This is a genomic window from Microcoleus sp. B13-B6, assembly GCF_036705405.1.
Classification (GTDB): domain Bacteria; phylum Cyanobacteriota; class Cyanobacteriia; order Cyanobacteriales; family Microcoleaceae; genus Microcoleus.
In genome coordinates this window covers 60,429-79,938 of the sequence record NZ_JAUBUJ010000030.1, presented here as the reverse complement: position 1 = coordinate 79,938, position 19,510 = coordinate 60,429, and the positions used below count along the sequence as shown (strand labels likewise).

The 19,510-nt window shown below is 42.6% G+C and carries 11 protein-coding genes; 7 read left to right on the top strand and 4 right to left on the bottom strand.

The genetic code is table 11. From position 1 onward, the window contains the following. Positions 1-559: 559 nt before the first annotated feature. Both QUB35_RS15875 and QUB35_RS15870 read right to left on the bottom strand, forming a co-directional pair. Positions 560-916, bottom strand: a complete 357-nt coding sequence (locus tag QUB35_RS15875; RefSeq protein ID WP_015179769.1) for an HNH endonuclease — start codon at positions 914-916, stop codon at positions 560-562. A gap of 209 nt (positions 917-1,125) precedes the next feature. After that, the gene (locus QUB35_RS15870) at positions 1,126-1,308 is read right to left on the bottom strand and encodes a hypothetical protein (protein WP_333142813.1); all 183 of its coding nucleotides are present in this window, start codon (positions 1,306-1,308) and stop codon (positions 1,126-1,128) included. A gap of 251 nt (positions 1,309-1,559) precedes the next feature. Here QUB35_RS15870 and QUB35_RS15865 point away from each other — a divergent pair, with 251 nt between their 5' ends. From QUB35_RS15865 to QUB35_RS15835, 7 genes are all read left to right on the top strand, one after another. Next, positions 1,560-1,751 (top strand): hypothetical protein, encoded by a 192-nt coding sequence (locus QUB35_RS15865; RefSeq protein ID WP_333142812.1) that lies wholly within the window; start codon positions 1,560-1,562, stop codon positions 1,749-1,751. Positions 1,752-2,619: 868 nt separating this feature from the next. After that, entirely contained in the window at positions 2,620-3,999 is a 1,380-nt protein-coding gene (locus QUB35_RS15860; protein ID WP_333142811.1) for a GNAT family N-acetyltransferase, read from the top strand. Further along, positions 3,996-4,829: a hypothetical protein gene (locus QUB35_RS15855; RefSeq protein WP_333142810.1), complete on the top strand. Its 834-nt coding sequence runs from the start codon at positions 3,996-3,998 to the stop codon at positions 4,827-4,829. Before QUB35_RS15860 ends, QUB35_RS15855 begins: the two co-directional genes overlap by 4 nt. A 44-nt stretch (positions 4,830-4,873) precedes the next feature. Continuing rightward, positions 4,874-8,779, top strand: coding sequence for a hypothetical protein (locus tag QUB35_RS15850; RefSeq protein ID WP_333142809.1), 3,906 nt, complete (start codon positions 4,874-4,876; stop codon positions 8,777-8,779). A gap of 323 nt (positions 8,780-9,102) precedes the next feature. Then, a complete protein-coding gene (locus QUB35_RS15845; RefSeq protein WP_333142808.1) occupies positions 9,103-9,972 on the top strand; it encodes a hypothetical protein in 870 nt (289 codons plus the stop codon). A 2-nt stretch (positions 9,973-9,974) separates the two neighbouring features. Continuing rightward, positions 9,975-11,240, top strand: a complete 1,266-nt coding sequence (locus tag QUB35_RS15840) for an ATP-binding protein (RefSeq protein ID WP_333142807.1) — start codon at positions 9,975-9,977, stop codon at positions 11,238-11,240. A gap of 20 nt (positions 11,241-11,260) precedes the next feature. Continuing rightward, complete coding sequence (locus tag QUB35_RS15835) at positions 11,261-12,373, top strand: phosphoribosyltransferase-like protein (RefSeq protein ID WP_333142806.1); 1,113 nt, start codon at positions 11,261-11,263, stop codon at positions 12,371-12,373. Positions 12,374-12,389: 16 nt separating this feature from the next. On the opposite strand, the gene QUB35_RS15830 is transcribed toward QUB35_RS15835, so the two are convergent. Together QUB35_RS15830 and QUB35_RS15825 are read right to left on the bottom strand one after the other, a co-directional pair. Further along, positions 12,390-18,188 carry a DEAD/DEAH box helicase gene (locus QUB35_RS15830; protein WP_333142805.1) on the bottom strand — a complete coding sequence of 1,933 codons (5,799 nt, stop codon included), beginning with the start codon at positions 18,186-18,188 and terminating at the stop codon, positions 12,390-12,392. Further along, on the bottom strand, positions 18,181-19,503 hold the full coding sequence (locus QUB35_RS15825; RefSeq protein ID WP_333142804.1) for a hypothetical protein: 1,323 nt from the start codon (positions 19,501-19,503) through the stop codon (positions 18,181-18,183). Before QUB35_RS15825 ends, QUB35_RS15830 begins: the two co-directional genes overlap by 8 nt. Positions 19,504-19,510: the final 7 nt, after the last annotated feature.

Genomic DNA, 19,510 nt, shown 5'->3' with positions numbered 1-19,510 from the left:
AACCGCAGAATTGGTGCAGTGGCTAGACCAACAAATCACCGAAGAATTGATACAGCAATATATCCAATTAGCTAATCTGGGTAATTGGACAGCGGTGAGGGCATTAGACACCCTCAAGCGTAGAATCTCAGAAGGTAAGAAATACCACCAGCAATTAGAGAGCAACTAAATTATCTATGCCGGAGAAGTCTCGATATTACAGCCCCGGCATGGGTACAAAACACCCATAGTGTAGCAAACGCGGAGTTAGCCCATGAAGCGATTGACTTGGAGGGATAAAGCAATTTATTCAGTAATTTTCTCGATGCTTGGCAGCTTTCTAAGAGTAACGAAGACCTTTAACAACCAGCCGGGAAGTCCCTCGGTATATTTAGAGGGGATTAATCTGAGCGCTGCGCGAAGTACCCCGAATAAATTACCGCAGGGACTTCCCGGCTGGTTGTTAAACAAAAATACGAAATTTCCTCTTCAACGGCGAACACGCTCGCGCTGGAAAACTGTAAAGCTACCTTTAAACAAAGTAAACGGACACCAGCGGATTCGGATCGGATACATTGTTTCATGCCGATTCCAGAGAGCACTCCATAATATCCCAGTCAATGCCATCATCGGGGAACAAGGATAATTGCCCTGGCGATACGTTTGATTGACCGCGATTGTGATAGGACAGGTGACACGCGGTACACAGAGCGATTAAGTTTTCTGGGCGATTGTCCTCCGGTATCCGATTGCGATGGTGCACCGCTAAAGTTAAGGCACATCGTTCAGATTTGGTTAAGCCGCTTTGTTTACCGGGTCGGAGTTTACCGGGTCGGAGGCATTGTTGATGGCACTTTGCACAACGCCACCCCGCGTTTTCTTTCACCGAAAGCGCAATCTCTTGCCAATTGTCGGGATATCTCTTTGGTTTAGGCATAGCGGTAAAAGCTCATCTTTTCAAAATAGGGCGATCGCTCTGTTATCGAAGTAAATTCAATTCAAAGTTGTCAGCAGTCAATGTCAACTTCAACGCTGTCTTAATTCTCCCACAGGAATTCTGCCAATAAGCGAAAATCTTCAACGGTGGGCTTATACTCGCAAGCTACTTCCCATGCTTCGGTTAAAATAGCCCATTGTTCGGGAGTCTTAGGTTTTTGGCGCACCAGACAGAGTGAGGAAATTGGTTTTGATGCGGGCTTCTGATGGGTTAACCCCCGATTTTACCAGTTGTAGTTCAAATGATGGATGGATGCTGCTGGCAAGGATGTCGGCATAGTCCATTTCCAGCAAATTGATTTGTTCGATCGGCCAGTCAGTCATTCTCTGCATTCCATATTTCTTAGTGCCTATCTGCCATCATTTCACGCTTGTCTCATTCTTGAGCGATCGCCAAGTAAGAACACACAAAGTACACAGCAGCAGAAACTCGCTTGACGATCGCACACAGTCCCAGCGACCCCTGGGTTTTTTAGTTGGTGACTTTTGGGATGACGAGCGTTGGTGAGGAAACTTGAAAAGCAGTGGCTACACAACTTCTGTTAAGCTTGCTAGATTAGCGAGTAGTCTAAAAAATCAACCCTATGAATTCACTAACCTTTTTGCACAACATCAACATCAACAGCGCCATCATCAGCGTTTTGAACTTGGTGCTGTTTCTTGAATTGACGATCGCCTGTTGCCGGGGAATGTACCGGGGTTGGACGATCGGTGAAGCAACTGTTGGCAAAATATTCTTACTAACCACGATCGCTGCAATCATGTTTCGCTTCTGACAATCGTGGCCGCATGAGTTTGCGGTGTTAAGTGTGTGGCCTCAATGCGCGTTCTGGGTGTTTGCTGGGGGATTAGTCGGCTGCACTTCCAAGTGGGGTGTCGAGCGAGTGTTTTCCCGTTGCTGATAATTATCGTTCCGAACTATCGCTTTACATCGAATCTCTAGCTCGCAACATTTGGAATAGCCCAGTGCTGAGGGGGTTTCGTACTTGGAATAAGTTATTCCGCATTGGGGACATCAATTAGTAAACAGCGGGTAAGCGCCTAAAAGTTCTAAGTGTTGCAGGATAAGTTCGCCATTCTAGTAGCTCGCGCTCTCTTCCATAAATTATCCATCCAGTTTTGTGTTGGGGCTTTCTTAAAAATCCGGTTAAGTGCTGCTGGTGTTGTGATCTGTTAACACTTGTGCTATATTCTGAAGTCTTTATCCTTCTAAAATGCTTAATTGTCGTGCAAGTACCGGGTGTGACAGTAAGAGCCAGCCCAACCCTTGCTGGTCATAGGATGTAGCCATGACATCCTACTGATAGGACTATGCAAGTAGCATACGCGAATCAGCTTGTAAGGTGTGTCAGACTCTGATTATGGATAGATTCTCACATTATCAGGGGGTTCTTATCGGGTCTACCTTATTAATTGGGAGACTTGCATAGCTCCTGGTTAAGTAAGTTATTCTATCAAACAATTAACTAATCAAGATGTAATGTTTTAGTCCAAAAACTTAGTAATGCAAAAATTTAATAAAGTCGTAAAAGTACAATACAATTAATAGTATAAATTTTACCGCAAGCAACAAGTGTAAAATTAACAGGTGCGGACATCGGCTACACTTGTCTACGTTCGTTGGTTGGAAGAAGTGAGGTATGTGTGCAGACTAGGTGTTTAGAGTCAGAGGTGGTATTTGCTTCGAGCGAGGAGCTAGTTCAGATTAAGGTGCTTGCCGATGTGCATCGGCAAGAGATAGGCTTTGTGAATCGGGCAGTCCTGGCAGAAGCGATCGCAAGTCGTGAAATTCTTTACCACCCCTTCGGCTTTCTCCATTTTCATCACCGTCGAGACAAGATATCTACTCTTTACCATCTTTGCGTTTCCCCCGACCACCGCAGGCTAGGCATGGGTCGTCAGCTTATTTGGGCATGGGAAAAACACAGTAGGAAGTGCGGTATTACAAAACTGCGCCTAAAATGCCCCCTGGACATAGAAGCTAACGGGTTTTACAACAAGATGGGATTTGATCGGGTTCAAATTGAACCTGGTAAACGCCGCTCTTTGGTTGTTTGGGAAAAGATATTATGCTCTAATATTCTCCTGACAATTCCCAAGTTTGTGGCTGCCGTAAGTGCTGGCGGCCCTGAGATTGAACGCAGTCGGCAGTTGTGGAATTCTAGCGGTGATCGGCGTAATCCCTTTGAAAACGTTCTTTACTCACCGATAACGTGCCCAGCTTCTACTACAGAATACTTTCGTCAACAAAAAGATGTGGGAAACATTTCGGAAGTTTGGCTAGATTGCGGTGCATATCAGGTGCAACAGGGGAAATTTACTTACGATCGACTGCTGGAATTTTTAGATAATTTTTATCGCAATAATACTTGGGCAGATGGGTATGTATTGCCCGATATTGTACCCATCTCAACTGATTCAGATGAAATAGTGGAGTACAAAGTTCGCGAAACGCTTTACCATTGCGAAAAATTTTTCGGTAAAATGCCTGTTTATGTACAAGAACGCGCGATCGCCCCCGTACACGGACGCACTATCAACCAAATCAATCGCTGCATTGAAACCTATGCAAAAATGGGTATTACCCGTATCGGCTTTGGCTCTTGGGGAACGTCAGGACCCAACGGCAGCGTTAATATGATTTCTGAATCTAGTTTGGCATTGTTTAAGATTGTTGGCAGTATCGCCCGCGAAAAAAACATGAAAGTTCACTGCTTTGGCATTGGCGGTCCAAACAGCTTTTATCGCCTCCGCAACAACTCCCTTGTACCCCATAGCTTAGATAGCTCAACCTGGTCAAAAGCAGGAGCCTTCGGCAGCATCTTTTTTCCGGGTACTTCTCAAATTCAAATTACCGTTAGACGCGGTTTTGAAACTACTAAAACTGGTCTAGAGGAACTCAAAAAATCTACGCAACATTCATGTTACTTTTGTCAAAGTATTGATAAATTGAGAACAAGCCGAGAATATCGGATTATGCACAATTTAACTGCTTGGTTAGATACTTTAGAACGCGCTTTATGAGCAATAAATTAACTTTACATATTCAGCAAAATACTACGCTAGAAAGAGTAGCTATAATTCTTGATTTTTTGAAAAATAAAGAAACAAATTTTGAACAACTTGGAGCTAGTTGTAATTTAGGGCTTTCCGTTCTCCAAAAAGTGGTATTTCCCTTCTTGCGAAATCTTTCAATTATTTCAAAAAAAAATCCCCCCTCACTGACACCTCTTGGTCAAGTTGCAGCTAAAATTCAAGAGTCTAACCCCGAATTGCTAGGAGATTTTTTACATTTAGTAATTTATAATCTACACCAAGAAGAAGCTGAAAAAAGGTTTTCTTGGACTTATGCTACAGTTGTACAACAACTCTGGTTGCGAAAAGAAGTTGTTTTATCACCGCCCGAAAAAAAGTCCCTAGTTGGAGAAGTAATTGAAAAGGCTGCTGTGAAGTTTGAACTACCTACCAGTGAAATAGCATTTAGTGATACGAGTGTGGCTGGTGCCCTCAATTGGCTGCGATCGTTATCACCCAGTGTTATAGAACCAGAAGGCAAATACGAACACTTCAGCCGTCGCTACTTCAGTGCCGCTCCTATTTTACTTCAGGCAGTAGACACAATCTACAAACAGCAACAACGAACCTATGGAGTCAAGATTTTCTTGCGAGAAGAAGTTCAAGAGGCTATTTGTCAAATGTTGTTGCTAGATCCGAGCGGATTAGATGGTAGCATAGATAATGCTAAATGCACCTATGATTATGATCGAGGTGGCTTCTTTGACTGTGGCTATGAAGGGGGATACGGACAATGGGTAATGCTAACTCAATCCCCTGAGTGGACTCAATTGCTTTAGCTAAGTATTAGCATTCTCCGAGACACACTTTATATTTACAATCCATGAACAGATTATTAGAACAACTAGACTCTATCCAAGCAATTGTCGATACAGTCAATCCCTCCCAGATAGAAAATGAGCCTCAAGAAGTAGCCAGAGTTTATAATCTATATGCCACCACCTATAACCCAATTGAACCCGTAAAAACTCTAAAAGACCATTTGATTGAGGAAATTGGTAAGGGTAAACCTGTTACTGGCTACCTTAGTGCCGACTATGGGTATGGTAAGACAGCAACACTAATTTATTTATGGCAGCAGTGTCAGGATCATAAGATAATGGCGGTGCCACCTTTCAAGTTTAAAGAGCTGGGAGATTTGATGGTTGCCACTTATGGCTGGATAAAAACGCGCCTCAAACCAGAATTTCTTCCTCAGATTGAGGTACTGTATCGCAAATATGGCTTGAAGTCTCAGCAAAATATAGCAGCAGACATAGCGCTTAAGTACAAGTTATCTGAAGAGAAAGCTTTAAAAATTATTCAACAATTAAATACTGACACCACAAATACTGATAATGTTTTGAATTTTTGGCAGGAGACAGTTTTTCTCCTCCGACAAGCAGGTTTTGCAGGTTTAGCAATATTTGCGGATGAAAGCCAAGAATTTTTGCGAACAGAAGAAGGTGCTAGCGTTCGCATCCAGATTTTGAGCGATTTAGTTAAAGGAATGCGAGCTTTGGGTTCTACGCCTGTTGCATTAATTCTAAGTATGCCGACTACTCCGACTGAATCAGCTATTGAAGAACAAGCTGGTGATATTATTCACCGTATGAAGGAACAGAAAGTATCTCTTAGATTAGCTGGTGCGTACAGCTCTGAGTTCCCAGCAAAACTGTGGAATTATTTGTGTACTAATTTTCTGGAAGACAAGGCGCAGCAAAATCACTTGGCACATCCAGCAACAATTGAAAGTTTAGGGCAATTATGCGATCGACAAAACTTCAGCAATGGCCCTCGCACCGTCATTGAAGTATTTAAACGCATCATCCATTTTGCTCCAAATAATCAGCGTCCCTATACTCCTTTAGATTTGATTCAGGATTATCTAGAAGGACAAGTACAGTTATATGGCACGGAACAACACAAAATTAGCAATACTATCAAAACCTTGGAGCCGTTGATCTCCTTTCCAAAACACCCCAAAGGACGAGAGGTAATCAAGCTACTCGCTGGTTTCCCCTCAGGCCTTTCTGAAAGTGTAGCTAAACAATTTCAACTCTTAAAGGAGTTGAAAAAACTAGCAGAAGATGACAATTTTTACGGGCTGCACATTATACAGCCGACTGAGCGCACTTTTGCTTTAGTCGCCCTTCTTCAGACAAGCATTCCCACAGTTGTAGATAAAATTCTAAATCGATTTCGTCAGCAATGGTTTGGAGAGTGGAACGATACTCAAAAAGAAGAGATGGCTACAACGATTTTCAAGTCGGAAATTATTTCTTTACTCTTCCCACTTTCTAGAACTGGTCAGAAAGCCAATTGGTCTTGGCGTTATAAAGGGGAGTGGAAGCAGGATAGATTCGGAGTTTTTAATTTATTAGAAGGGGCTCCAGAAAAATATAATGCGGATTTTCCTAAGCGTTCTCTTGTTATCAGTGTCGGGAGTAAAGAATCTGGTTTAATGAGGTTTCAATCCCCAGAAGAAACTCACTTAGATTGGCGGTTTTACTTTAACTATGAGCGAAAAGCAACCGTCGTTCCACAAGTTTTAACTGCGATCACCGGAACTAATCAAGTAGACTTCCATCTTCAGTTAGGTCGAAGTTTTGAAGGCGAATATCCCACATCATTCGGCTTACTCCGCAAAGTCATGGCTTCCGAACAATGTTCTGTTTGTACGCTGCTGAGTTTGTCTCATTATATTCAAGACTGGCTCTCAAAAAATCCTGAAGTCAGTAAAGCCGATCGCTCTAGATTAGAACACCATCGCCAAGAGTGTCACCAGTATGCCATGCGATTGCTGTTTCCGGCGATTTCGCCTCAAACTTGGGAAATTGGGGGCCTCAAGGGGGTAAATGGCTCAGACAGTAAACTTATCGAATCAGTGTTCTATCAAAAATGTAAAGCCTTATTTACCGATTATAAGTCTTTCTATAATAGTCTGAACCCGACGTTACGTAAATATAAGTTCCTCTTGGAAAAAATACCTTTATCTGTTCGCAAAGGTCGTCAGTTATATCAAGTTTCCAAAGAAGAATTTGAAAAATTGTTTGAAATGGGGAGTTCTAGCCTACCCAGTGTTTTAGCGGTTTTCAAACAACATGGCTTGATGAGTGGGGAAAAAATTGCCAAGCGGAAAGAAGGAAATTCCCAAATTAAATTTACAGAACATCCTTTGGAATCGTTTATTAAAGAGAAACTGCAATCACAAGGCAGAACACAAACAGTTGAGACGGCGTGGGGACAGCAAGATGTTAAAGCATTAGAGTATTCAAAGTTATGGAAAGCAGTTAAACTGCTTGGCTATCTTGAAGACGAGTTCCAAGAAGCTCTTGAATGGTTGCAGCGGCGACGCTACATAGAGTGGGCGCGTTCAACGGATATTATCCGCGAAGCCAGTTTGGAATTAGAGCCAGAGGAGTTAAATGGTCAATTAAAAGAACTCCGCGTTCGGGTTTCTTCGTTACTTGAAAGTTTTGATGAGACGATTTTACGTGAAATCAATGAAAAGATAAATGAGGAGGAAAAAATTCTTGATGCTAACCATGAGTCAGAGGTAGCTCTCGACCAAGTTCATAGAAATATCCAAGCCGAACGGGAGCTTCTAGAAAATTTTTGCATTGAGAGGCGCTCAACCCTGCAAAAAGAACTGCGTGGAATTAAACTCAGGCTAGAAAAATTTACCTTAGACTTGAATGCTTCTAAAATTAGTCAAATGATTGAGAGTGATAGCGGCCTAGAATCTTGTCTCAATGACTACCGGATAATTTTGGAAAGGCAAGTAAATCAGCTAGATAAAGATTGCCAAAGCCTAGCTAGTTCGCTTAAAGTAAATGAAACTGATATACTTGCATTGCATCATCAGCTAAAGCATTGTCAGCAGTTTTGGCTAACTTGCGAACCCACTAAATTAAGGCTTGAGGAGTTGGTAGATGGTTTAGAGAAGTGGCGGATTATTCTAAATCGAGCACAGATGTTACGAGAGAATTTGAATAAAGACCCAGTTCGCTTGATGCGTTACGATGATGACTTTGTTGACCGGGTTGTTAAGCATTTTAGCAACAATCAGCTTGAGAGTTTTAGACAGTACGATTTACTGCAACAACCTTTGGTTGAACTTGAAGAGGAAATTAATGGTGAACAGCGCTCGCGTCGAGAGGCTTTCGAGCAAATGCTTAGTCGTTACGAAGTCTTACTGGATCTAATTTCAATTAATGAATCTCCTTTGAAAAATCGATGCAAATTTGATGATGAAGACCGGGATGGATCTTACCACATTATGAAAGGAGTTGTGTGGGAAAATTTGCAAAAATTCTGCGAAGGTTTGGTTTCAGAATGGGAGCAATTGGAGCGTGATTTTTCCTTTATTTCCCAAGAACGCGACCACGATATGACAGAGTTTTTGAGTCAACTCACTGATTTAAAAACACAGCTATCATTACAAAGAGAACAGTTGCCATCTGCGATCGACAGCTTAGCCAACCTTGAAGAACAGATAAACGAACTCAAATCTATTTTTGAACGCGGTCAGGTTCTTCAGAATAAATTGAAAGAAATTCATTTTAAAAGAGATGAAAGCCTTCTGGAGGAAGAAAGACAGCTTTTAAATGCCATTAGCTCTGACAACAGTGCGATCGCCATTAGCCAACTTCGTCAAAATTTGCCACATAATCAGGAGGTATGGGAACTCTTAAAGACTTTGTACAAAAAGGGACATCTAGAGATTATGCTTCGCCGTCGGGATTAATCTTTAAAGAGTGAGGACTCCAGCTCATTTGTTAACAGACTGCTCGCGATCAGCCTCTTCCGGCAGATGGTGTTTCTACCACTTCTGTTCGCTCCAGGTTGCGTTAGCAAAGCTTACCGAGGATCTGAGGTCTATGAGTTCTCCTCTCAAGGCGAGACCATAACGCTTTAACCAATTGCCTATTCGCCAGATTTGGTGATAACCTTGAGAAGGTAAGCTGCCTTCAGGAGGTCTTAACCCGTATAGCAGAGAGCAGTAAAATATTGTGACCTTAGTGTTTACTGCAATAGACTCAACCTTTTACTTATACGCTTAAAGGTACTATGTCCAAGATAATTCCAGTTTTTTACTTACCAAAAGAGTATTATGAACAGGACATGAGGGTACTGGCGGAAGGGCTTGTAGCTAATAACGGTCAGATATTAAAGGCTGCATTGTCTTGGTTGGAAGGTAAGCTAGTTACTCATAAGGCACATAAAGGAAAGCCAGTAGGAACCCCCATGTCTGCTACAACTATAAAAAACTATTTAGCTGGTTTTTATGTTCTCGATATTTATAAATTAGATGGTCAGTTATATTCAGAAACTACGCCTGAAAAAACCAGAGCATCAATTTCGGTTCAGTCTAAAATAGAAGTTATCAAGCCCTTAGAGACTCTGGCTAAAAAGTCTTCTTCTCTTGAAGTTTTTAATGAAAATTTAACTCAAATTTGTTCTCAATATTCCCCAATGGTTAAAACTTACAGTAACGATAGATTTTTACTGTGTGAAAAGTATCAATTATCAGAAAACCCTGAACTTGCTAAACTTCAAGAGTTATTAATACAACATTGTGGCTATAGCTATGTTGGTAATCCAGGGGTGGGTTATCTCGATCTGTTTTATAGACACAAGATACAAATTGACAATTACTTAAACCTTTTAGACTTTATTTTAAAAAATTATCGCGATATTGCCCAGAAAAGTCTGGGTCTAGTTCCAGTTGCTCAGATTCGTGATAGAATTATGACGCAAGGATCAGATTATACGGAAGAACACTTTAAAAAACATCTGATTCAGTTGCAACTGACTCACCGCATCGAATTAAGGACAACCAAGTCTCAGCTTGCCCGTAATATGGGAATTGAGTGTATTGACATTCGAGGAGTCAATTACGGATTTATCAAACTTCTAGAACCTGCTATTGCTGTCTAAGTATGTCCTATCAAGATGTTAAGGGAAACCTTGTACCGCCTGCTCTAAATCCCTACGTGGCTTCTGGCTCTGCTATGTCAGTATTAGAGCAGAACTATGAATTTACAATTGTTCATACAAAGTTTATTGACAATCTCCTGGAAGAGGTTAGACAATCACTCAATATAAAGAGACCAATAAAACTATTTTTTGTTGGAGATTATGGATATGGCAAGACAACTTTATTAAATCTTATAGCCAAAGAATTTCATGATAGACAAGGCATTTGCATACCCATTAAATTCTCTGAGATAGTTACGCCTATTGCAGCGTCCAGCCAGCCAGATAAGCACTTTGAGAGTCTTCTGGGAGCTATTTTTACCAAGATGTATAACGTTTTGATTAGAGAAGGATGTTTGACTAAACAAGATGAAGTATTATTCGAGAAGATAGAGTTTATCGATTTATTTGAAGTTTTTTTGGAAATGCTGAATCGAACGCAGAAACAGAATATATTAATTGCTTTTGATGAAGTAGAGCTCCTCTTTTCCAACCTAGAACTAAAACTTTCATATTTTATGACTTTTTTGCATGGGTTGTCCGAAAAATTTTCAACCAGACCGGGTTGGGGATTGTGTATAAGTGTCACTCAAGAATACTACAGTCAAATTATTTCAGAAGCTAAACAGTTACAAGAGGCTAGGTTTAACTTTAAAATTATAACTCCTCTACCTTTCTCCGAAGTGAAAGAATATATAGAAACAAAAAACAGTTCAGTTACTTTGAGAACAACTGATAAAATTTATCCTTTTGAAGAAGAAGTAATTGATTTTATTACAGTAGTCTCTGGAGGGGTTCCAAGATATGTAGAAACTATTGGCCAATTGCTTTGGGCAGAAGCAGAACCCCACCACACTTTGGTTAGTATTGAAACTGCTAGAAGAATTTTCAGTAATACTTATCGAGTTTACGCCTTATCATATTTCTCAGAGTTACGGGACAGTTTCAAGTTTTCGGAAGAATCGGAGGCTTTTTTGAATATTCTCTTTTTTAGCGGTGGGAGAAGGCAGTCTATTCCAGAGCTTTTGAAATTGAAGGATGCTTGTTCAATTTCATATTTTTATGGACTGTCCGATGAAAAAGCTGATTATAGGTTGAATAGAGCACGTGTAGAACTTAAAAATAAGTTAGGATCTGAGTATTTAGAAGTGTTTGGGCAAAGACCATATAGGTACACCCTCACTAGCTTAATTTTCCAAGATATCTTCCGTTCCCGTGAAAGAATTTAATAAGAAAAAGCGTCGAATATATGACCCAAAAAGATTTTAATCAGTACCTCAACTTAAAGGGAGATAATATAACGAAGGAAATTCAATTATTGCGAAGAAAACTGTCAGATATAATGAACCCCTATAGAAGACCTATATCTTCTATTTTACCAGAAGAACGCCAGGTAGAAAATTCTTTATTATTTGACGATATAGATATTGAGGCTTGCTATGAGAGGTTTGATAGTTGGGATGGTTCTTTGTCAAAGAAAAAAATTCGGGATTGGATTAATCAGTTTGAAACAACTCTAGACCAAAACATAGCATATTTACTCCTGAGTAAGTTTCAGTTTTTCTCCAAAACTCATATTGAATCAGCTAGTCAAAATTTACAGAAAAAGTTACTTGACTTACTTCTGACAAAAGAGAATCTTTGCAAAGCTTTTCGTGACGATCCTAAAGTTGCTTTGAAAGGTAATGAAGCTGAATTTAAAAAATGGTTGAGAAATAAAATTATTAGATATGCTGAATTACCTTCACCGCCGAATACATCAGTGGAAAGTCAATACGGCCTTTGGGGAATTTATGAAAGGTCGGCTTTGACGGCAACTAGCGTTCCTGATGGCAAAAAAATTAGACCTCTGAGCAAGTATTTTCAAGCAGGTACAGAAAACTATGAAACATCAGTTTTTGTGTTTATGGACTATACTAACGGTTCTGGTAATCAACTCGCCAAATGTATTAGAGAAATCAATAAGCTACTCAAACAATATCCTGCATATCAACAGTCATTGTTTATCTTTATGTATGTAGTTCAGGCTACATCATTCAACTTAGCTAGTATAGAATTTGCTTCTGAGAACAGTGAGACTATCTATTATGAATCGATGCTCGACTATAAAAGCCAAGAAATTACGGATATTCTCGACAGCCACCAAATTTCTAAATCAGAATATGATGATTTCATAGAAAAATATTGCCTGCGTGCTTCTGGAACATCATCCGTAGGCTATCGTGAGTCGGGAGCCTTAACCTGCCATCATTATAGTTGTCCCAATAATACATTACCTTTTTTTCATAAACCCAGTACAAATTGGGAACCGCTTTTTAGAAACAGTCAAACACCAAGCGCCACTCGCTATAAGCAAAAATGATTTGCTAGACAAAAATCTACGCACAATCTCCCGGTCGCCGGAGAACCATAAATGGGTTGGCAGGCTCGACCTGATAACCAGGATACTGCGATCGCGCGCTCGCCACCGCTGCAATCCACTCTGGATGGTCATCATTCCATAAAGGATGTCGAATCATTTTGATTGTCCGCCGTCGAGCATTCTGGTGCACGTAGCCAGTGAGAGTCTCAAACTGCACTGGTGCACCATAACCCAAGCGTTGAAGTGCGGCTGGAATTGGAACTTGCACTAAGTTGAGCCAAGGATTCTGAATATTGCCCCAAGAAGAGTTGAGATCGATCGCCGACGCAGGATTAGACACCAATCGTGCCATATCTAAAGCCAGTCGCCAATCCAATAACCCGTGATAAGCCAGATTTTGATAGTCCCGCAAACACAAATTGCAGGAAGTATCACAATCACTTCCGTGCTCGTGAGGAGTCGTCCATTTCCAGGCAATGCTGTTTGAAATTGTTGGATCTGCCCGATCCATCAGTCGTTGAAACTCATTCGGTTGGGCGAGAAATTGGCAATATCCAGCTCCATTTTCCAATTGATCGCAAAGAAAAGCTTGACCTATAATCGCTCCATTCTGCTCTAATGAACGAAAACCCGCCTGCAACTCCAGTGCATCCACATCGAGAAGAGAAGCAGCCGCTACCCGCAGCCAAAACGCGAAAGAATACCAAGCAGCACGACCTTCAACTGTAGTTGGATTGGCAAATATGCCATTAGGCCATTCCTGAATATTTACTAATAGGATATCTGTTTTACGTCGAGATAGTAGAGCTACCCGATAAACCGCTCCAGATGTACTAACCGAACTGTTTTGCTTAGATACAGCATAAGCTCCTGATTTATGTCGATTATCAATCCTAACTCTTTCGTAGAAGTCAAACCCTCCAGTGCCACCATTATCATTAACCGAAATGATATTGTCATTGAATGCAGATACAGAAGCATTAAGGACAGATGCAGGCGTGCCATTATTTGCAGGCGTGCCATCATTCGGAGGGATACTCAAAGAAGGTCGTGTCGATCGCGGTTGCCACTCAAATTGCCCATCAAAGTCCTCTGGTTGCAAGTCTGTAAAAAATGCCTTGGGTTCCCTGGCATCAATGTAACGCATCGCATCATTTACACCACAAACTGGACATTGAGTTGTTGGCGATCGCTGACCGCCAGGGAGTGGTTCATTTAAGGTTATGTACGGGTAGATTACCGCTTGACAGTTACTACAAAGTCCGAGAGATTCGTTGCCCTGAGTGAGTGCTGGGACTAAGCCTGGTGCGGTCGCAATTGTGTTGCCTTGAGGATACAATTCAACCACACCACAAGCAGTGTGAACCGCCTTATCTTTGACAGTCTCAGATCCTGGTGCAAATTGGCTGATAGCCACATCAAGGTTGCGATCGACTATTCCCGTCTCTGGTGGCCATTGAGCGCCCGGTGAGGGCCAGCGCGTGTAAAGCAAACGCACCCGCGTTGGAAAACCAAACATCGGTAATAACCCCGCATTTGCCAAACGTTCGCTCAGCGCATTCTGAGTGTATGTAGGGTCATTTACAACATTTTGAATGGCATTTATCAGGTTTTGGCGGAGATAATTCAACATTTGAGAATTACTAGCATTCGATAATGTTGTTTGCACCCGCAAAATATCCAAAACTGACAAAATCTTCGGTTCATTGGCTGGATTGTTTAACCAATTGGCGATCGCTACTTCATAATTAGCCCAATTAGCAACATCACCAAACTCACCGTGTACGTTGTCAGTCCCACCTAAAGACGCAGTGATTCCTGTGTCTGTGAAAGCTTGCCTTAACACTTCTTTGATGAGGACGCGCTGGAAAATTTCTTGACTCTTCATCTCAACGTAGGGCGGTGGCGGCGGATCGCCTGTGATGCTTTCAGGACGCTGGAAGTAAAAGTCATCGTGACTTCGGCCTCGACAGAAGGTAACAGCTAATGAAACTCCCGCAGAACGTCTGCCAGCACGACCAACTCGTTGCTGATAATTAAATCGGCGGGGCGGCATATTTGCCATCATTACTGCTAGCAATGCACCAATATCTACCCCCGCTTCCATTGTCGTTGTGACGCTCAATAAGTCGATACCCTGAACCCGCAGAATTTCTTGATTGATAGGGATGTCTTGAAATAACTCCTGGCGCCTAGTTCGCTCTTTTTTGTCAGTTTGACCCGTTAATTCCTCTGCATTCATGCGGAACGGCTGACCTGATTGCTCTGAAAGATAGGTATAGTAATCAAAGTCGCTTGTTGTCTGTCCTGGTGTCAGATGAATTGTGGAAGTATTCGGATTGTCAAAACGGCGATCGCTGTTACATTCGGGGCAAACTCCAGCAGCAGGTTGAATAAAGAAAGCATTGCATTGCGGACAACGGAATCCCGGACGCGAACCATCAGAATTTGCCGGGGGTGGTAAAACGAGATAGAGGCGATCGGGATCGAGTATAAATCGTTGACTTTGAGATTGATTTGAAGGTTGGATTGGAATGACTTGTTGTAACTGATGCTGCACGTCGCTTAGTTCAAGGCCCGTTCTACTAATGTACCGTTGAGCAAACTTAGGCAAATCTGAATTATTGTCGAGACGGACATGGGGAAAATAGCGATGTAATTTCCGAATTCCTAATTGTCGAATCACTGCTTCAGTTGCTTCAATCAACGGAGTTCGGTTTCCTTGATATTGATAGCTAACCCAACCCTGTGCCAGTCCTTCAATAGTCCGAGCAATGTGGGGGAAAAGAGCATACATCAACTCTTCAGTTAAGAGAGCTTCCAACAGGTCAGCATGAGCTCTCTGTTCCTGGGTGCCGGGAATAACTCGTGCGATTGGATTAGCATTCCAGTTGTAGCAATCAAACCAAGGAAACCTTTCTACTCCCCTTCCCTGTCCGACTGTATAGGTCATAGTCCGAAAGCTGGGTCTGCCCGGACAAATGCCATAATTGAGAAGGCCATCTCGAATCTTATCCCGCAAATTCAGAAGAGGAATTCCCCCTGGGTAGCGCTCTAGTAATCCTAGCCATTCGTCACGAGCCTGCTGATTACTTGAGGGCAAATCATCAATCCAGTCTCTTGCTTCATTTACCAAAGCCTGATTAGTATTGCGAAATCGGTTGCGCCGAACCATATCATCAGGCTGCGGATTCGCAACAACAGCAGTGTAAAGATCTGGGTTCAATGCCTGCAACCTAGTAAGTGCTGTCTGGTTATTTGCAGAAGTAATGCGGAGGAAGCCTACAAAGTCATTCCAATAATCTTGAAAAGACTGAATCAGCAACATCCGCGCCATGTCGCGATAATGATCGCGCTCCATCCCTGCAGCTAGCTTGGCGGCATCTTGACGGCTGTCGGAAAATATGACCAGCTTGCGAGACGATCGACTGGTGGGGCTTATTGGTGCTGGCATTTCTCTCAGAAGTCCACTGGCAAGCACTTGGCAAGCTTTCTGAAATCCGGTGCGGTGGAAACGCAGGGGAGTAGGAAATTTGTCTCGTCTTCCGTAGTCAGCATCACAGCGAGGACATTTACTTGGCAATGCTCGTTCTTCTGGATGATTGCCTGTCACTTGATAGAGCCACCCTGGTATTTCTTCATCTACTTGTGGTTGAGTGCTATTCTGCGTAAGTGCGCCTGTAGTCCGATTTAACTTGGCACGAACCCATCGGCGTTTTATTTTATCAAGCGTCCATTCTGGGTCTTGTGGCTGCGTATCCCAAACAGGTGTCTCTCCAGGCAAAGGCCAAAAAACTCTATAATTTCCGTAGCGTTGATTGAGAGTAATACGGTCAGGGATTCCCTCTAAATCGGGTTGATCGGGTGTAAGAATTTCTACATTTGTGTTTCCTATTCGTTGAGTAGTTTTGTTGTAGCCTCCAAGAAAAACCTCTCCACACACTTCACAAATAATTAAGTCCAAAACACGAGAACCACAGGAGCAGCTAAGGCGATGAGTGGCATGAATTGCACCAACAGTCGGAGGATTCGGAGTGTTCTGCCTTATATTTCGATCGACTGGTGAATGGGTACAGTTAGGATTACAGCAAGCCCATAAGTTTTGCAGGTTGCGGAAGAATAGATGACCGCGTACAGGTTGAGGCGATCGCCCCGTACTCACTCGTTGAGACATTCCCAGTCCTAGAAGTAGCCCCCGCATCGCATCAGATACCAACCCATTACTCGCAGCACCAGAGAAAATTTGACGGTCTAAATCTGTTGGATCATTTAAGTGTTCTGCATCTATAACTTTCGTAGCCCTCACTGTAGGGTTAGGATTACTTGGATTAAGCAGACGATCGACTTCGCGACAAGCATCTCTCAGTACATCTGCTGCGCCTAAAGTAGCCAGTGCTTCTCCAAGATGTTGTTCCGCACTTAGTCCAGATCCTGCCGGTTGTCCAAGCTGCATAGCCAAATTAGACATAGCATTCCGCACTTGATTAGATGCTGAATTTGGCGGTTGCATTTCCTGCAATGGGTCAGCTTGTACTGACTGAGCAAACTGGGCAAAAGCATTTTGATAGGCCGAAAGATTGAATCTTGCCCCTGGTGTTGGTGGGGTTTGTTGTCCTGTGATGAAGTCAAAATTATCGCGGCCAAAAAACTCACGCAAAAAGTCTCTGCCCTGTTGATTTGGCTCAAGGCTAGCTGTAGTCGTCAAAATCCGTAGTTGTGGCGAGTCTGGTGTCAATCCCAAACGCGAATACAACAATCGCAGAATATAAGCAACCTCTGTCCCCGGCGTACCGCGATAAGCATGAAGTTCATCAATAATTAGGAAAAATTGGTTGTCGGGATTGTCAGCAAGCCAGTCACAAGTAGCATCAAAAATATTGTTCTCAATACTCCGCATCATCATAATGTTGAGCATCGAGTAATTAGTAATTAGAATATCCGGCGGACTATCTTGCATATCCCACCGAGACCACATTTCACCGCCATCAAGTAGCGGTTTGTAGTAAGGCAAATCGGGCATATCCTGAAGCCAAGACGGATTGTTTTGGATATCCGTATCTCTCTGTCGGCGCTGCTGTTCTAGTTCCCTTAATTCATTTTTCAGTCGTCTGATACTATCGTCTTTCTGTATGCCTGAAACTGGTGTTTGTCCGGTGTAGCGTCCAAAGGTAATTCTATTTCCCCCTCTGTTTTGATTTAACCACTGGTGTACTGATGGCGCTTCTAGCGCTTTTCTCAGCCGTCGCAACTGGTCTTCAACTAGCGCGTTAAGAGGATAGAGAATCAAGGCACGGAGGGCTTTTGGTCGGGGTGTATGCGCCCATTGAGAGATACGGTCGCCATTAGAATTTACATTGTTATCCCACCAACGATGATTTGATGGCGGTTGGCGATTAGCCCCCCAAGTTTGGGATTCCCTTGCTAACTGTGCCAAAAGCGGTAAGAGGAAACATTCGGTTTTACCGGAACCCGTACCAGTAGTCACGACTAAATCTCGCTGGTTAACCAACACTTCCCGCAGGCTTTCCCATTGGTGTTGGTAAAGCTGGACTCCCGGATCGAAAATCATTTGCCCAAGTTGTGCCAAATTGTGGTATTCGGAGGGCAGTTGATTGGCTGCGGCTGACAAATTCATCCCCGATGATGGATAAATCGGGACAGGCTCAACTAAGGGAGGCTGACTCAAGATACCTGGTTGCTGGAGGAGGCGATCGCGTTCATCAGCCAAAGCGCGGTAACGCAGGGGAAAGGCACTTTTGATATATAGCTGATAAATGCGATCAAGTCTTTGATATGCGCCAACTAAGTCATGCACTGGCAGGTACCTCTTCGCACTTTACATTAAGTTTATCAGTTAGCAGAGAAATTACTTCCATCGGCACGTTCTCGTAGAGCAACCAGGATTTTTGATAAGTTGGGAGTTGTCCAGATGCTAGCACTAGCGCACGTTCGTAAATTTCAGGCCAACGCTGGGAGACAGGTATTGCTAAACGCCAGCTAGCGCGATCGTAACGTGCAATACATTCAAAGCCACTGTGCTGCAATGCTAAAAATCGTAGACCATACCAGTCGCCCTGTCGCCAACTAGCGCTTTCTTGGTCATAAAAGAGTGTATAGCCAGGACGATCGCTCTCCTCTATCCTCCACATCTGGTACATACCTGTTTGATTGGGAGAGATACAGCTAATAAAATCATTACCATCAAAGCGCTTCCACTCGTATATACTCGGCACAATTCCCTGCAAGCTTCTGAGATTCTGCTTCCAAATGTCAAGATTTGGTATAATTTCAGCAAGTCGGCTCGATACTTCCCCAGCGTAAAGGATAGAAAACTGGCTTGTAATTATATTAAAGTCACTCAAATTGAGACGAATGCAAGGCGGTGCGTCTCTTCTTGATTGATGACTGGAAATTATATCTGTATATTTTTCCAACTCCTTCAGCAACTTGATGCTGCGTTGACCGCAAAGAAGAAATTCTGGAGAGTCTGATTTAATCTTAACGAGGGCTGTAGGAGCCATAGACCATCGTGTACCGTCTGAAGAAGACTCAATATGCCCAAGCAACCTAAGCCTCCGTAAAATGCGTTTTGGTTCCTCAAGTCTCAGAGTATCGCAGGCTTTTTTGAAGGATTCCCACGTTCCGCTACCAAGGGTAGATAGCCAGTAGAGAAGGTGTTCGTAACGCTGGGAAAGTGCCTCAATATCTGGTGACGATTGATTGATAGGCGATGAGGCGCTCGCCTCAAATGGGTTATCATAGGTAACTTTCTCTACAGGCTGATAAGGAATAGGGTTCGTGTAATCGTAAACTTCATGGGCTGCCCCAACCATAGATTTTATTTGTTCATAGGTGAAGCTCTTATTGCCGGGAACTGCCGAAGTTTTAAAACAGGGAAATTTGAGCAAATTAGAGTTTACAATTTCTTGAGGTATTTCTCCTAGGGTACTACTTTCAATTGCTAGAAAAAAATAAAAGCTTTTTCTAGAAGTAGCTCCTTTTTCCAGTCGCAGAAGTGGCACATATTGACTGATATTTTGGTGTTGTATGTGTTTGGAAACTTCCTGGATAAGTTGTTTTGGGTTCCCTTTGTATGAAAATCCTCTGTACCAACGTTGAATTTTGGTCATTTTACTT

Bases quoted from the DNA above. Each gene is read 5' to 3' on its own strand.
- QUB35_RS15875 (WP_015179769.1), bottom strand. From the start codon at position 916: ATGCCTAAACCAAAGAGATATCCCGACAATTGGCAAGAGATTGCGCTT.
- QUB35_RS15870 (WP_333142813.1), bottom strand. From the start codon at position 1,308: ATGCAGAGAATGACTGACTGGCCGATCGAACAAATCAATTTGCTGGAA.
- QUB35_RS15865 (WP_333142812.1), top strand. From the start codon at position 1,560: ATGAATTCACTAACCTTTTTGCACAACATCAACATCAACAGCGCCATC.
- QUB35_RS15855 (WP_333142810.1), top strand. From the start codon at position 3,996: ATGAGCAATAAATTAACTTTACATATTCAGCAAAATACTACGCTAGAA.
- QUB35_RS15850 (WP_333142809.1), top strand. From the start codon at position 4,874: ATGAACAGATTATTAGAACAACTAGACTCTATCCAAGCAATTGTCGAT.
- QUB35_RS15845 (WP_333142808.1), top strand. From the start codon at position 9,103: ATGTCCAAGATAATTCCAGTTTTTTACTTACCAAAAGAGTATTATGAA.
- QUB35_RS15840 (WP_333142807.1), top strand. From the start codon at position 9,975: ATGTCCTATCAAGATGTTAAGGGAAACCTTGTACCGCCTGCTCTAAAT.
- QUB35_RS15835 (WP_333142806.1), top strand. From the start codon at position 11,261: ATGACCCAAAAAGATTTTAATCAGTACCTCAACTTAAAGGGAGATAAT.
- QUB35_RS15825 (WP_333142804.1), bottom strand. From the start codon at position 19,503: ATGACCAAAATTCAACGTTGGTACAGAGGATTTTCATACAAAGGGAAC.